Annotated in this window: 15 protein-coding genes; 5 read left to right on the top strand and 10 right to left on the bottom strand. The window is 62.1% G+C overall.

Annotated elements, in window-relative coordinates; genetic code table 11:
* Positions 1-105: 105 nt before the first annotated feature.
* The 4 genes from ISP15_RS01325 to prmB all read right to left on the bottom strand — a co-directional run bounded on the left by ISP15_RS01325 (position 106) and on the right by prmB (position 3,934).
* Positions 106-1,122 carry a 2-hydroxyacid dehydrogenase gene (locus ISP15_RS01325; protein ID WP_404544216.1) on the bottom strand — a complete coding sequence of 339 codons (1,017 nt, stop codon included), beginning with the start codon at positions 1,120-1,122 and terminating at the stop codon, positions 106-108.
* Positions 1,123-1,231: 109 nt separating this feature from the next.
* Positions 1,232-2,320, bottom strand: a complete 1,089-nt coding sequence (aroC, locus tag ISP15_RS01330; protein ID WP_404544218.1) for a chorismate synthase — start codon at positions 2,318-2,320, stop codon at positions 1,232-1,234.
* 108 nt (positions 2,321-2,428) lie between these two features.
* Positions 2,429-2,983, bottom strand: a complete 555-nt coding sequence (locus tag ISP15_RS01335; RefSeq protein WP_404544220.1) for a GNAT family N-acetyltransferase — start codon at positions 2,981-2,983, stop codon at positions 2,429-2,431.
* 30 nt (positions 2,984-3,013) lie between these two features.
* A complete protein-coding gene (gene prmB, locus ISP15_RS01340; protein WP_404544366.1) occupies positions 3,014-3,934 on the bottom strand; it encodes a 50S ribosomal protein L3 N(5)-glutamine methyltransferase in 921 nt (306 codons plus the stop codon).
* Positions 3,935-4,142: 208 nt separating this feature from the next.
* Between prmB and ISP15_RS01345 the strand changes: the two genes are divergently transcribed.
* The 3 genes from ISP15_RS01345 to ISP15_RS01355 all read left to right on the top strand — a co-directional run bounded on the left by ISP15_RS01345 (position 4,143) and on the right by ISP15_RS01355 (position 5,820).
* Positions 4,143-4,385, top strand: a complete 243-nt coding sequence (locus ISP15_RS01345) for a hypothetical protein (protein ID WP_404544222.1) — start codon at positions 4,143-4,145, stop codon at positions 4,383-4,385.
* On the top strand, positions 4,382-5,227 hold the full coding sequence (asd, locus tag ISP15_RS01350; protein ID WP_404544224.1) for an archaetidylserine decarboxylase: 846 nt from the start codon (positions 4,382-4,384) through the stop codon (positions 5,225-5,227). The genes ISP15_RS01345 and asd overlap by 4 nt, the downstream gene beginning before the upstream one ends.
* A 152-nt stretch (positions 5,228-5,379) precedes the next feature.
* Positions 5,380-5,820: a hypothetical protein gene (locus tag ISP15_RS01355; protein WP_404544225.1), complete on the top strand. Its 441-nt coding sequence runs from the start codon at positions 5,380-5,382 to the stop codon at positions 5,818-5,820.
* 71 nt (positions 5,821-5,891) lie between these two features.
* On the opposite strand, the gene ISP15_RS01360 is transcribed toward ISP15_RS01355, so the two are convergent.
* Positions 5,892-7,376, bottom strand: coding sequence for a transglycosylase SLT domain-containing protein (locus ISP15_RS01360; protein ID WP_404544227.1), 1,485 nt, complete (start codon positions 7,374-7,376; stop codon positions 5,892-5,894).
* Positions 7,377-7,650: 274 nt separating this feature from the next.
* On the opposite strand from ISP15_RS01360, the gene greB reads away from it, so the two are divergent.
* Positions 7,651-8,157, top strand: coding sequence for a transcription elongation factor GreB (greB, locus tag ISP15_RS01365; RefSeq protein ID WP_404544230.1), 507 nt, complete (start codon positions 7,651-7,653; stop codon positions 8,155-8,157).
* Positions 8,158-8,170: 13 nt separating this feature from the next.
* Here greB and ISP15_RS01370 read toward each other — a convergent pair whose 3' ends face one another.
* The 3 genes from ISP15_RS01370 to ISP15_RS01380 form a co-directional block, all read right to left on the bottom strand.
* Positions 8,171-8,989 carry a DUF3025 domain-containing protein gene (locus tag ISP15_RS01370; protein WP_404544233.1) on the bottom strand — a complete coding sequence of 273 codons (819 nt, stop codon included), beginning with the start codon at positions 8,987-8,989 and terminating at the stop codon, positions 8,171-8,173.
* A 13-nt stretch (positions 8,990-9,002) separates the two neighbouring features.
* Positions 9,003-10,325: a 30S ribosomal protein S12 methylthiotransferase RimO gene (gene rimO / locus ISP15_RS01375; RefSeq protein ID WP_404544235.1), complete on the bottom strand. Its 1,323-nt coding sequence runs from the start codon at positions 10,323-10,325 to the stop codon at positions 9,003-9,005.
* 104 nt (positions 10,326-10,429) lie between these two features.
* Positions 10,430-10,594: a helix-turn-helix domain-containing transcriptional regulator gene (locus tag ISP15_RS01380; RefSeq protein ID WP_404544238.1), complete on the bottom strand. Its 165-nt coding sequence runs from the start codon at positions 10,592-10,594 to the stop codon at positions 10,430-10,432.
* 121 nt (positions 10,595-10,715) lie between these two features.
* Here ISP15_RS01380 and ISP15_RS01385 point away from each other — a divergent pair, with 121 nt between their 5' ends.
* Positions 10,716-12,122, top strand: a complete 1,407-nt coding sequence (locus ISP15_RS01385; protein ID WP_404544240.1) for an ATP-binding protein — start codon at positions 10,716-10,718, stop codon at positions 12,120-12,122.
* Between the two features lie 56 nt (positions 12,123-12,178).
* Here the strand turns inward: ISP15_RS01385 and ISP15_RS01390 are convergent, their stop codons facing one another.
* Both ISP15_RS01390 and ISP15_RS01395 read right to left on the bottom strand, forming a co-directional pair.
* Positions 12,179-12,439 (bottom strand): type II toxin-antitoxin system HicB family antitoxin, encoded by a 261-nt coding sequence (locus tag ISP15_RS01390; protein WP_404544242.1) that lies wholly within the window; start codon positions 12,437-12,439, stop codon positions 12,179-12,181.
* A gap of 415 nt (positions 12,440-12,854) precedes the next feature.
* Positions 12,855-13,757 (bottom strand): S1 family peptidase, encoded by a 903-nt coding sequence (locus tag ISP15_RS01395; RefSeq protein WP_404544245.1) that lies wholly within the window; start codon positions 13,755-13,757, stop codon positions 12,855-12,857.
* Between the last annotated feature and the right edge of the window lie 88 nt (positions 13,758-13,845).

Genomic DNA, 13,845 nt, shown 5'->3' on the forward strand with positions numbered 1-13,845 from the left:
GTCAGGGATTCGGAGGTCGCCGCGATCACGCCGATACCCCAACCGGGGAATCTAGCCTGCACGGCACGCAAACAACACGACGCAGCCTCGCTGGCGTGAGACATATCACGTTTCATCAGCACGTCCGCCCCGTGCCTCGGGATTGAGCAGCGAAGGCGGATCGCCGGCACGGGGACCGTAGCCCAGCGCGGCGAGCAGATTATCGGCCGCCAACCGGGCCATCGCGCGGCGCGTCTCGGCGCTGGCGCTGGCGATATGCGGGCTGAGTACGACGTTCTCGAGTTCGCGCAGGGCGGGATGCAGCGCCGGCTCGCCTTCGAAGACATCCAGGCCGGCCGCGGCCAGCCGCCCTTCGCGCAAGGCTTCCGCCAGCGCGGCATCGTCCACGATGCCACCGCGGGCAATATTCAGCAGCACGGCCGTGGCTTTCATCTGCGCCAGTTCGGCCGCACCGATCGCGTGATGGCTCTGCGCGCTGTAAGGCAATACCAGCACCAGGTGATCGGCGCGTCGCAACAGCTCGGACTTCTCTACCCAGGCGGCGCCACACTCGCGCTCGATCGCTGCCGGCAGGCGCGAACGGTTGTGGTAGATCACCGACATGTCGAAGCCCACGGCGCGGCGCGCGACAGCCTGGCCGATCCTTCCCATGCCAAGGATGCCCAGGGTCTTGCCATGGATATCCACGCCAAGCCAGTCGTCGAAGCGCATGCCGCCATGCCAATGGCCTGCGCGCAGCCAGCGCTCGGCACTGCCGACCCGTCGCGCCGCGGCCAACATCAGCGCCCACGCATAGTCGGCGGTGGTCTGGGTGAGTACATCCGGCGTATTGGTGGCGAGGATGCGTGCGGCGGTCAACGCCGGCAGGTCGAGGTTGTTGTGTCCCACGCCGAGGTTCGCGATGGCGCGCAGCCGGCGGTTGCCGGCCAGCACTTCGGCATCGATGCGATCGCCCAGGCCGATGATCGCGCCATCGACATCGGCCAGCTTGTCGCGCAACTGGCCGGGCGTGCGTTTGCCCTCCCCGGTCTCGGCGTGCACGTTGACGTACCCGGCCAGGCTGGCGAGTACTTCCGGAAAGAGCGGGCGCGAGACCCAGACGCTGTGTGGCTTGCTCATCATTGACTGCGCTTGTTCGTCATCCAGCCTGGCGAGTCGCCCTCCAGCGACGGCAACCCACAGGCCAGCGAGGGTTCGGACGGAGCGCGATCATGACGACTCGCGCCGGCATTCAGGCGATCCGGGGTTTTATCTCGCCCACGTCGCCGCACTGCGCACGATGACGCAAGGCGTGGTCCATCAGCACCAGCGCCATCATCGCTTCGGCGATGGGTGTGGCACGGATGCCGACGCAGGGATCGTGACGTCCCTTGGTGACCACCTCGACCGGCTCGCCCGCCAGATTCATGCTGCGGCCGGGAACCAGAATGCTCGAGGTGGGCTTGAGCGCCATCGAGGCATGCACGACCTGCCCCGTACTGATGCCCCCCAGGATGCCACCGGCATGATTGGACGTAAAGCCGTCCATATGCATTTCATCGCGGTGCTGGCTGCCGCGCTGGGCGACGGCCGCAAAGCCGTCGCCGATTTCCACGCCCTTCACCGCGTTGATCGACATCAGCGCGGCCGCCAGGTCGCTATCGAGCTTGCCGTAGATCGGCTCGCCCCAGCCGGGCGGCACGCCCTCGGCCTCGACGTTGACGCGCGCGCCGACCGAGTCGCCGGACTTGCGCAGCGCGTCCATGTACTGCTCCAGCGCGGGCACCTGCGCGACGCAAGGCCAGAAGAACGGGTTCTGCTCGACGGCATCCCAATCGAATGCATCCGGCACCAGCTCGCCGAGCTGGGCCAGGTAACCGCGCACGCGCACGCCATGGCGCTCGGCCAGCCACTTCTTGGCGATCACCGCCGCAGCCACTCGCATGGTGGTCTCGCGCGCCGAGGAACGGCCGCCGCCGCGCGGATCGCGAATACCGTATTTCTGCCAATAGGTGTAATCGGCGTGGCCCGGACGGAAGCTGCCGGCGATATCGTTGTAATCCTTGCTGCGCTGATCGGTATTGCGGATCAGCAGCGCGATCGGCGTGCCAGTGGTGCGCCCCTGATAGACGCCGGAAAGCATCTCCACCTCGTCCGACTCGCGGCGCTGCGAGGTATGGCGACTGCGGCCGGTGGCGCGGCGCTCCAGATCGGCACGGAAGGCTTCGGGCTCGATCGACAAGCCCGGCGGGCATCCATCGATCACGCAGCCGATGGCCGGTCCGTGGCTTTCGCCGAAGGTGGTGACGGTAAAAAGCTTGCCGGTGGCGTTACTGGACACGGAAAAAACCAGAGAGGCGGAGAACAATGGGCCGGATCGCGATCCGGATGATCCGGCATCTTGCCACGCCGACGCCGCTCGCGCCCTGCTGCCTGCTGACTGTCGCCGTCAGCGCTCTGCCCGGGCGTGCGCCCACTCCCGTGCCAGCATGGCGAAGATCACGTCATCGACCCATTCGCCGCGCAGTTTCAGGCTTTCCCGAAAATGTGCTTCCTGGCGCATGCCGAGCGACCGCAGCAAGGCTGCGCATGGTGCATTGCGCTGATCGATCGACGCATGGAGCCGATGGGCGCGCAGTTCGCCGAATACCATATCGAACAGCGCCCGCAGTGCTTCGCGGGCATAGCCCATGCCCTGGTACACGGGCGCGATGGTGATGCCGAATGCATACGAACCGTCAGCACCAGCCGGGATATGCAGGCCGAGATCACCGATCAAGGTCGCATCGGCAAGACGGATCGCGCGCTGCAGCCAGCTATCGCGCCGGTCCGGCGTGCTGTGCTGCTGCGCGCGAATGAAATCCAGCGCTTCGCCGCGTGTCGATGGCTTCCAGCCCTGATACAACGCAACCGCCGGGTCGGATCGATAGGCATACAGCGCGTCCGCATCGCTTTCGCGCAACGGGTCCAGGCGCAGCCGTGCGGTGATGAGCTCCAGGTCCATGCACGGTTGCGCCGGCGGTCTCCGGATGCTTCAGGCGCGCGCCGCCGCGGCGGCACGGATCGCGGCGGCATGTTCGACCAGCTCGCGCCGCTCCAGCGCGAACACACCCATCGGTCCGACCTTGAACTCGATCCACACAAACGGCACTTCCGGCAACAAGGCGTTGAGCGCGTGCTCACTTTCGCCGATCTCGACGATCAGCAGGCCGTCGTCGCTCAAGTGATCAGCCGCTTCGTCGAGAATGCGCAGGCAGATATCCAGCCCGTCGTCGCCCGAGGTGAGTCCGAGTTTCGGCTCATGGCTGTATTCGCCCGGCAGCGCCGCGTATTCGTCTTCGGTGACGTAGGGAGGATTGGACACGATCAAGTCGTACTTGCGTCCCTGCAGTGCCGCGAAGAGATCGGAGCGGATCGGTTCCACCCGGTCGCCCACGTGCTGGAACGCCACGTTCTCGCGCGCCAGCGACAGGGCGTCGTCACTGATATCGACAATATCCACCTGCCAGTGCGGATGGTATTCGGCCATGGCAATGCCGATGCAGCCCGAACCGGTGCACAGGTCCAGCGCACGTTCCACATGCCGCCCGTCCAGCCACGGCGTGAACCCGGACTCGATCAGCTCGGCGATCGGCGAGCGCGGCACCAGGGCGCGACGATCGCTCTTGAATTTCATGCCGGCAAACCAGGTTTCGCCCACCAGGTAGGCCACCGGCAGGCGCTCGTTGATACGGCGCTCGATCAGGTTGAGTACGCGCACGCGCTCTTCGGCGGTGAGCTTGCCCGCGCCGTAGGCGGGCGGGATATCCGGCGGCAGGTGCAGACTGGCCAGCACCAGATGCGTGGCTTCGTCGATCGGGTTGTCGTGGCTGTGTCCGAAGGTCAGCCCTGCCGCGGAAAAGCGGCTGGCGCCGTAGCGGATAAAGTCGATGATCGAGGCGAGTTCGTCAGTCACGTAGGCACGGTCCGGCTTGGGGGCTGTGAAGTATAGCGACTGCTCGGCGGCGGACTCATGCGGATCCATGGCATCAGCGCGTCCGGCTCCCGCTCGGTCCGCAGGACATCGTCCAGGCGCAGAAAATCCTGCTGGAATCCCCGCAGCAGGGTGGCGCGAACGGCACGTCGCCGGGTCCGAACGTTTGTCGCGCATCGCTGCAAACGACATGGCCCTTGCCGGAGCTAACCACGCATCGCTCGCGACGATGCGGCGCCTGCATGCCGGTCCCGGCCAGTTGGAAGATTTCCACTTCGGGCGAGCCGTGCCCGACCATGCCGGCCAAGGTCTTGCCGGCCTGCTCGCGCGCGGCCAGCGCGGCGGCTGGCGTCATTCGCCGTGGCATCGCAACCTCCCGAAGCGTCGCCGCCTCGTCTGGAACCGCTTCGATTTCCCTATACTGGCTGGATGACTTTCCGAGTATTCCTGCAATACATCCTTCCGCACCGGGCGCTTTCGCGCGTGGTTTACTGGGCCACGCGCTGGACGTTCGCGCCCTGGAAGAATTTCCTGATCACCCAGATCGTGCGCCGCTACCACGTCAACATGGCAGAAGCGGCTCAACCGGACCCACTCGCCTACCCTCACTTCAATGCCTTCTTCACGCGCAAGCTGCGACCCGATGCCCGCCGGGCGGATGCGGCGCCCGACACCTTGCTCTCGCCGGCCGATGGACGCATCAGCCAGGCGGGCCCGATCGTCGACGGCCGCATTTTCCAGGCCAAGGGCCAGGACTACACCGCCGCCGAATTGCTAGGTGATGACGCCGCCGCCAAGCCTTACCGGCATGGCCGATTCGTCACCATCTACCTGTCGCCGCGTGACTACCATCGCGTCCATATGCCCCTGCGCGGCGAGCTGAAAGAGACTGTGCATATCCCGGGCCGGATCTTCAGCGTCGCTCCGTTTGCGGTCGAGGCGATACCGCGCCTGTTCGCTCGCAACGAACGCCTGGTCTGCCATTTCGAAGGCGCGCAGGGTCCGTTCGCGGTGGTCATGGTCGGCGCGATCCTGGTGTCGTCCGTCGCCACCGTGTGGGATGGCCTGGTGATTCCTCCTTATGCCGCTTCGATCCGCCGCAAATCGTTCGCCGGACAGCATTTCCCGCTGGAGCGCTTCAGCGAGATGGCGCGCTTCAATATGGGTTCCACCGTCATCCTGCTGCTGCCCGAAGGAGCGGCCGAGCTGGACACCCTGACCACGCAGCAGGCAATCAAGGTCGGCGAACGAATAGGCGAACTGCGTCACGCCTGAGGCGTCGCATCGCCGCCGCCGACAGGCCTGGTGCGCCAAAATCTGACACACGTCGTCATTTTGTGACGTTTTCGGCGCACGGCGTTTGCGTCGATGGTTATCCTTCCCAGCCAATCCGCGTGCCATGCGGCATCTGTCCAACGAGGGATCCCATGCAGATCATCACTCGCCTTATCGCGATGAACCGTGCCCGGCAGTTGCAGCGTCAATTCAAGCAGATCGAGCGCAGCATCGGTTCGCTGCCGGCACGCATTCGCTCGCGCCTGGGCGTGATGGCGCTGCGCGAGATCGGACAGGCTTCGCGCTGCGAATTTCCGCATCTTTACGGCACGGCCCCCGAGCAGCGCTATGTGCCTTGGGGCCAGGGCACCGATATCGGTTTCGCGCGCGCGCAGTCCGACAACCCGGAAGTCGCGCTGCGCGGCATTGCGCTATGGCTGGCCGTGGCCTATCACGAAACCAAGGATTCCCCGCACGCCCGCATGCAGCCGCAACACCGCCAGCTGCTGCGTGTCTTGCGCGAGCTGCGTGACGCCGGCAATGAACACGTGGACGCCACGGCACAGTGGATGCGATCAGGCGCGGCAGCGTAACCGCGGCAAATCAGTGCTGAAGCCAGGTCGCGCCGCTTACGGCGCGCTTCCTGATTGATCCCCTGGCAATTTCATCGGCAGCTCGGCAACTTCAAGACCTGCCCGACCTTCACATGGTTGAACTTGAGATTGTTCATGCGCGCGACCTCGCTCTCGCTTGAACAACCGCTCCGCTTGCGCACGATGCCGTTGAGGGTATCGCCGTGGCGCACCGTGTAGCGGACCACCGGATCCGGCGCCGAAGCCGGCGGCGGGTCAGGGAATACCGGCACTACCGCGTTATGCAGATCGCTGGCGAGGATCGGCCATGGCCCGTTCACGCAGCGCACTGCGTAGACATTTTCCAGCGCCTTGGGCACCTGCAAGACCGCGCCGATCGGTTGCTCCTGCTGCGGGTCGAGCCGTGGATTGAGGTTGCGCAAGGTGCGGAACCAGCCATCGGGCATATCATTGGCCGAGCCCAGGCAGACGGTCAGCTCCGAGAGCGAGGCGGCGCGTTGCAACGTGACGCTGCCGGTAAGACCATCCACGCGCGGGAAACGCAGGTTGTAACTGTCCGGATGCAGGAACAGCCATGCCGCGGCCAGTACCGACGGCACGTAGTCGCGCGTTTCCTGCGAGACCTGGCCATAGATGCGCGGATCGTAGAAACTCACCGAGGTATCGTCGCCGACCAGCCGGCGCATGCGGCCTTCGCCGCCATTGTAGGCGGCCAGGGTAAGCTCGAGATTATCGTTGAAGACCTTCAGCTGCTCGTCCATGTAGGCGGCATTCGCGCGCGCCGACTCGGCCGGATCGAAGCGCGTGTCGAAACCCTCCTGATCGCCCAATCCGAACCGCAACCCGGTGGCATACATGAACTGCAGCGGGCCGGCCGCGCCGGAACGCGATACCGCATGCACCTTGCCGCCCGATTCCTTGGCCAGGATGCCGAACAGCAAGGCTTCCGGCAGCCCCTGCTCCTGGTATTGCGGCCACATTTCCTGGCGCAGGTACTGGTAATTCACGTAGGCGTCCATCAAGTTGCCGCGCCACTGCGTCAGCCACATCTCCAGGGCCGCCTTCACCGGGCCGTTCATGGCGATCAGCTCGGACAACTGGTGCCCGCGCAACAGCGTTACGCTGCGCTGCGCCTGCGGCAGGCTGGCCGCGCCAGGCTGGCCCGCCGGTGACGTGGCCTCCGCTTCACCGGTGTCATCGCCCGGGGTCTGGTCACCGATAAAGCTGCCATCCTTCAGGCGCAACAAGTGATCGAACACGGAAAAAAAGCGCTGCGGATCGCACCCGGGCGTGTTGCCGCAATGCGCGGCCGCTTCCTTGAGCTGGTCCAGCGAGGCGTCCAGCGTCTTCTGCGCCCCCTGCGTATCGCCGGCGCGGGTCTGCTGCAACGCGGTTTCGTAAGCCTGGCTTGCCTGATCGAGCTGGCCATAAAGCGCGTTCACCGACGCTGACGGCGGCTTGGTGGCTCCCCCGCCCGAAGCGCAGGCTGTCAACTGCATCAGTGCCGCGATCCATGGAACAAGACGAAAAAAGCGAACGGCGTTTCGGACGGGCATGTCGGCGGTACCAGCAAAGATGACGCAACCATAGCGGGCGGCGCGCGCAGACTCAAACGGCTTCTTCGATGCAACGTGCACAGATCGCTACAATCGCAATTCTCAGCGAAGGACCAGCCATGCCAGATATTCTGATCGGACGAAACGCGCATGCCGAGGTGGTGCTCGACCTGCAAGCAGATGGTGCGGACCACGGGCAGCCAGCTCCGATGGCAGATACTTCGCGGCGTGGCCGGCGGCATTTTCGGAGGCAAGCGATGAGTACCGTGTCGACATGACCCGCTGGCGCCCTCCTGCTCCGCGCTCCACCGCGATCATCACGCGCGAAGGTTTCGAGAAGCTAAAGAGCGAACTCGATCATCTCTGGCACACGCTGCGTCCGGAAGTGGTGAAAGCGCTCGCCGCCGCCGCCGCCGAAGGCGACCGCTCGGAAAACGCCGAATACACCTATCGCAAGAAACAGCTGGGCGAGATCGATCGTCGTGTGCGCTATCTCAGCAAACGCATTCCTTCGTTGCAGGTAGCGGAAGGCGCACCAGCCGATCGCACAACCGTATTTTTCGGCGCGACGATTGAACTGGAAAACATCGACAGCGGCGATACCCTGCGCTACCGGATAGTCGGCCCGGACGAAACGGATGCCAAGCGCGGCTGGATCAGTATCGATTCGCCCGTGGCGCGCGCGGTCATGAAGAAAAAGCTGGACGATGAATTCGAGGCTGAATTGCCGGGCGGCCGCATGCGCTTTGCCGTGATCGGCGTGGAGTATCCGTCCAGCTGAGATGGCAGCGCTTCTAGCCGCCATCCCTGCGCAAGGGTGGCAGATAACAGCGCCCAGCACGCAAAGGCTGATAGCACGCGGCGGCGTGATGAAAGGCTTCGCTTTCGTTTTCCGCATGCCAGCCCGGAATGCCCGATAACGGCAGCGGGCGCAGCTCCAGGGGATCGCGCAACACTGCTCCGGCGGCAATCGCATCCGCGCAACAGGCCATGGCGTCGGATGGCCGCATAGGCTCCTCCGCCAATACGACGAGCGCCTTGCCCACCAGCAGCTTGCCCGGGGTGAGCGCATGTTCCAGCAGGGCGTGGCCGAATACTTCCACCTCGATACGGTCATCCCGCCACGCATCGCGCTGCCGCCAGAACAAGCCATGCCAGTCATGCGCATCCCACGCCGCCAGCAAGGCCGGATCGCGCAAGGTGACGATCACGCCCGCCTCGTCGAAATGCGTTTGCGCATACTGCGCGCGTGATCGTTCGTGCCGGCCGAAGCGCACCACGTCGGCCGCCTGCTGCCGATTGAGCGCCCGCTTCAATCGCGGATAACGCAACCAGATCATCGCGTTGAACAGATCGTGCCAGTTGGCTTGCCGCGTGGCGATCAACGCATGGTTGGCGATGCGTTCTTCGTAATGCAGGCCATCGTCCAGCAAGTCGCGCGTCTGTGCGACAAAGCGCTCGTCCGCGTCGCACGGCCAACAAGCATTGAGTTCGTCGATCGACGGCCACTGCGACCCCTGCATCCAGCCGGCATAGTCATGCCATTGATTCAGCGGCGCAAACGAAAAAACCGATGGATCGATCGCGTTCCGCGCCGGCGCCAGGTAACGCATGGCCGCGTGCCGGTCAGTTCATCAGGCGAGCGTGCAAGTCATGCTCGTCCGCCGCCTCGATCAGCACCTCGACAAATTGCCCGGGCTTCAACCCCTGCCCGTTGCCAATGCGCACGACACCATCGATTTCCGGCGCATCCGCCGCCGAGCGGGCAAGCGCGCCCTCGGCACCCGCCTCGTCGACCAGCACCTTGATGGTACGGCCAACCTTGCGTTGCAGTTTTGCCGCGGAAATCTCTGCCTGCACCGCCATGAACTGCTCCAGGCGATCTTCCTTCAGTTCCTCGGAAACCGGATTCGGCAACTCGTTCGCCTTCGCGCCTTCCACCGGGGAATAGGTAAAGGCGCCAACGCGATCGAGTTCGGCCTCGCGCAGGAAATCGAGCAATTCCTCGAACTCCGCATCCGTCTCGCCAGGGAAGCCGACGATGAAGGTGCTGCGCAAAGTAATCTCCGGCACCTGCTTGCGCCAGTTCTGGATGCGCTCCAGCGTCTTGTCGATGTTGCCGGGACGCTTCATCAATTTGAGGATGCGCGGACTGGCGTGCTGGAACGGAATATCCAGATACGGAAGGAGCTTGCCCTGCGCCATCAGCGGCATGATTTCATCGACATGCGGGTATGGATAGACATAGTGCAGGCGCGTCCACACGCCGAGTTCGGACAGGCCTTCGCACAACTCGGTCATGCGCGTGCGGTAGCTGTTGTCGCGCCAGCGGCGTTCGGCATATTTCATGTCCACGCCATAAGCGCTGGTGTCCTGCGAAATGACCAGCAGCTCTTTCACGCCGCCCTTGACCAGGCGCTCGGCTTCGAGCAACACCTCGTCCACCGGGCGCGACACCAGGTCGCCGCGCATGGAGGGAATGATGCAAAAACTGCAACGATGATTGCAGCCTTCGGAAATTTTCAGGTATGCGTAGTGCTTCGGCGTCAGCTTGACGCCGACCGAGCCATCGGTCTGGGCGTCTAGACGGCCAAGTGGAACGATATCCAGCAGCGGATTGCGCCTGGGCGGGAGCGCCGCATGCACCGCATTCATCACACTGGCGTAATCCTGCGGACCGGTAATGGCGAGCACGTCCGGATACGCTTCGCGGATCAGTTCCGAACGCTTGCCCAGGCATCCGGTTACGATCACCTTGCCGTTCTCGTGCAGTGCCTCGCCGATCGCATCCAGCGATTCCTGCACCGCCGCATCGATAAAGCCGCAGGTATTGACCACCACCGCATCCGCCGCGTCGTAGCTGGGCACGATCTCGTAACCCTCCACCTTGAGCTGGGTGAGGATGCGCTCGGAATCGACCAGCGCCTTGGGGCAGCCGAGGGATATCATGCCTACCCTGGGGGCCGGGCCAACGTTAATCTTTGTTTCTAAAGATTTTTTCACTAGTTCACCGAGATTGCCAGGATAGTGCCCTAGCTGACAAAACCAATATTTTACCCTTCAACCGCCCTTCGGCGCTTGGCTTCGGCAATATGGTCCAAAGCGCGACGGAGTTCATCCGCGCCACCATCCGCACAGACCTGGGAGAGGTATTCGGCGATCGCCCCTTTGCTGTCGAGGTAGTCGGCAATGTCGAAGGGGAGGAGTTTGTTGGACACCGCTTCCTCTCCTCTTTGAGGGCATGCTGTTGGCCTATGGTACTCAGCTAAGATCAGCCCTACGCGCAAGAAAGCTCACCGTGTCCCTTGGACGCCACGAACGGACCAACAGCGAGGCAGCATGGAAGTCGAAGTAAAGCAAGTGACCGAGGATGAGGTTAAGGCGCTCCTGAGCCTCCAGGAGTCTCATTTTGTGGATCTCAAAGCTGCGGCAATAGCGCCGGCCAAGCTCAGCCGAACGATTTCCGCGTTCGCCAATACCAGTGGCGGCGAGATCTACGTGGGCATCCAGGAAGAGGACAACCTAGATGGCAAGCGCCGTACTTGGGATGGCTTTGCCGACCAAGAGGCTGCCAACCCGATATTCCAGGTCATAGCGGAAAATGGTGCTCTCGCGGGCATGGTGCGCGCTGAATTCTTGACAGCCGAGGATCTCACCGGCCTGGTCTTGCATCTGACGATATTCAAGAGCAGAGAAATCGTCTTCTCAACTGAAAAGAAGGCTTTCATTCGGCGAAGTGCACAGAGCCTGACTGTCTCAGATGACGCTTTGGAGCGCCTACGCTACGACAAAGGAGTCAAGTCGTACGAGGACGAATTGCTGAACATTGATACGGCCGACATTACCAATTCGGCCACCGTGATTGATTTCATGCTCAGTATCGTTCCTACCGGCGAGCCAGATGAGTGGCTAAAAAAGCAACAGGTCATTATCGATAATCGTGCAACGGTGGCTGGCGTTCTACTGTTCTCCGATCTACCGCAAGCTACGCTCGCCAAACGAAGCGCGGTCAAGGTGCTTCGGTATCAAACCAAGACTGACGCCGAGCGAGATTTCCTAGCATTCGATCCGATCACTATTGAGGGGCCGATTTACAGTCTGATCTACGATTGCGTCGAAAAGGTCAAAGAGATCATCGAAAGCATCGAGAAGCTGGGCCCCAACGGGATGGAGCGGATCCAATATCCTCATGAGGCCTTGCATGAGATCCTCACAAACGCTGTCTTGCATAGGGACTATAACGCCGCTGCCGACGTACAGGTGCGAATCTTCGACAATCGTGTCGAAATCGAAAGCCCTGGCCGACTTCCAGGGCACGTTACCCTGGGCAACATTATTCAGACGCAGTTCGCTCGCAACCCGAAGCTAGTGCGTTTGATTAATAAGTTCGAAAATCCACCCAATAAGGACGTCGGCGAAGGTCTAAATACCGCTTTCGATGCAATGAATAAGCTGCGCTTGAAAAAGCCGATAATCGTCGAGACAGATACATCTGTAACAGTGACTCTACGTCACGAATCTTTAGGCTCGCCCGAACAGATGGTTATGGAGTACCTCTCGAAGAACGACCTCATCACCAACGGCATTGGACGCGAGATCACCGGCATATCCTCTGAAAACACTATGAAGTCCGTGTTCTACCGACTCAGAGACACCGGTCAAATCGTGCAGGTTAAGGAGGCCGGTAAGAAACCCGCCTGGCGCCAGGTACGGGCCGCCAACGACGATGCGCCCCCAACCCGCTGATCCGGTTTGGGCTCCTCAAGGTGCATCGATCGCCATCATCGGAGGCGCTTAGAGGCTTAGACGTCCTCCACTGAAATGATCGCCCAAAGCCATCTTTCGAATCTCTTGCCGTTGAAGTGCTCGTCTAGGCTCTTGGGCGTAGGTACAGGCTCTCCGCGATCGAGTGCCTCTCCAATCCAAAACGCAACCGCCTTTTCAGCGTTTGCATACGCCTCGTCCAACGAATCACCGGCAGAGAAGCAGCCGGGAAGATCGGGAACAACCGCACCCCACGCAGTCGCTTCGTCGCCGCACTCAATGGCGATTGGATACTTCATAGACACACTGAGGATCGATTTTGACGTCAGACCTTACGTCAAAACGTCTGCACTACGAGGCAACCGGTATATATCCAGTATCCCAGGGGCAGCCGAGGCTGACCAGCCCGATTTTGGGCGCGGGCGCAATATTGGTCTTTGATATTAAATGCTTTTTCACTAGCTCACCGAATTTCACAGGGACGAGAGCGCCCTAATTCACTAAGCCGGAATTTTACCCTGTTGCCGGCTTCGGGTCGAAAGCGGACACCAAGCCGCGTCCGTGCACAATACTCAACCTTAGGTGACCAGGCCGCCGACCGGTATGGTCAGTCGAAGGCTCGCATCGACCGACAGAAACCGCCCCATTCCGGCTAGTCGCGACGATCAGCTTTCTCGAAGGCCGATTGCCAAACGCCCAAAATCAGCGGCGCGCTTAGCGTGTGCGCTGGATTGAGTTGTTAGCCTCCGCCGACTGAAGCTGAGTACGGGTATTCGCGGGTGCAGATATCACGCCTTCTATCCATTGGATGTAGCTTGAGACGCGAACGGCATACACGATTTCGCCGTAGAGGCCCTCGACGAACGGGCGACCCGGTGCCCATTTTCTCCAAAAGGGATGGCCCGTTGGGTATTTGCCCCAAGAGGCCAGGCCGACGAGTTGCCTTGAACTCCCGTCCCCGACGAGCAAGGGGCCGCCGCTGTCACCGCTCCCCGTGATGCCTTCAAGAGGCAGGGCGGACGGTGGCGGGTCAAATCGATACCAGACATAGCGTGCGTCGTCACCCACTATCACATTGAAGGCACGGCGCAAAACGGTGCGGTGCGCGCTGTGGGGGTCCTGGCCTTTGGTGCCATTGCCCGTGGCGCCCTTGCCCAAAAGCTCTACGGTCATCCCCAGTTCTTTGTTCCCGCGATAAAGAGAAACAGGAGTTACATCCTTCACTGGCGACGCAAGTTCAATCAGCGCGATATCGTTAGACGATGCGAGAAATGCAGACATCTTGGATAGGTCGCCGGACGCCAATGCCTCCGTGATCAGTTGGTCGGGCAGTTTCTTGTAGCCGGGATATGTGACGACACGTTTGACCTTGCGCGCCACACCGCCGATAGATACTTCGTCTTCCATGCCTTGCATTTGCATTGGCGCTGCGTGTGCTGCAGTTACGACCCACTGAGGCGCAATTAAGACACCCTGCCCCTCTCCAGGCATATCTACCAGTGCGGGAAATGCCGAAGCCGGGACTCGATATTTGGCATCATCAACGTCTGCCCTGATGACAACGGCTCCGACAGCGGTCGATACAGCCAACAGGCAAAAGGCGAGGCTCCACTTCATTTATTCATCCTCATCATTCTCCAGAATCACAGTGGCGACGCACGTCTTTGCGCGGCGGACGGATACGGCCACGTCAGAAACAGTCAGG

Origin of the sequence: Dyella jejuensis, assembly GCF_044904675.1 — a bacterium.
GTDB lineage: Bacteria > Pseudomonadota > Gammaproteobacteria > Xanthomonadales > Rhodanobacteraceae > Dyella_B > Dyella_B jejuensis.

Bases quoted from the DNA above. Each gene is read 5' to 3' on its own strand.
- ISP15_RS01385 (WP_404544240.1), top strand. From the start codon at position 10,716: ATGGAAGTCGAAGTAAAGCAAGTGACCGAGGATGAGGTTAAGGCGCTC.
- ISP15_RS01335 (WP_404544220.1), bottom strand. From the start codon at position 2,983: ATGGACCTGGAGCTCATCACCGCACGGCTGCGCCTGGACCCGTTGCGC.
- rimO (WP_404544235.1), bottom strand. From the start codon at position 10,325: ATGATATCCCTCGGCTGCCCCAAGGCGCTGGTCGATTCCGAGCGCATC.
- ISP15_RS01360 (WP_404544227.1), bottom strand. From the start codon at position 7,376: ATGCCCGTCCGAAACGCCGTTCGCTTTTTTCGTCTTGTTCCATGGATC.
- ISP15_RS01370 (WP_404544233.1), bottom strand. From the start codon at position 8,989: ATGCGTTACCTGGCGCCGGCGCGGAACGCGATCGATCCATCGGTTTTT.
- asd (WP_404544224.1), top strand. From the start codon at position 4,382: ATGACTTTCCGAGTATTCCTGCAATACATCCTTCCGCACCGGGCGCTT.
- greB (WP_404544230.1), top strand. From the start codon at position 7,651: ATGACCCGCTGGCGCCCTCCTGCTCCGCGCTCCACCGCGATCATCACG.
- ISP15_RS01345 (WP_404544222.1), top strand. From the start codon at position 4,143: ATGGCCCTTGCCGGAGCTAACCACGCATCGCTCGCGACGATGCGGCGC.
- ISP15_RS01355 (WP_404544225.1), top strand. From the start codon at position 5,380: ATGCAGATCATCACTCGCCTTATCGCGATGAACCGTGCCCGGCAGTTG.
- ISP15_RS01395 (WP_404544245.1), bottom strand. From the start codon at position 13,757: ATGAAGTGGAGCCTCGCCTTTTGCCTGTTGGCTGTATCGACCGCTGTC.
- ISP15_RS01325 (WP_404544216.1), bottom strand. From the start codon at position 1,122: ATGATGAGCAAGCCACACAGCGTCTGGGTCTCGCGCCCGCTCTTTCCG.
- ISP15_RS01390 (WP_404544242.1), bottom strand. From the start codon at position 12,439: ATGAAGTATCCAATCGCCATTGAGTGCGGCGACGAAGCGACTGCGTGG.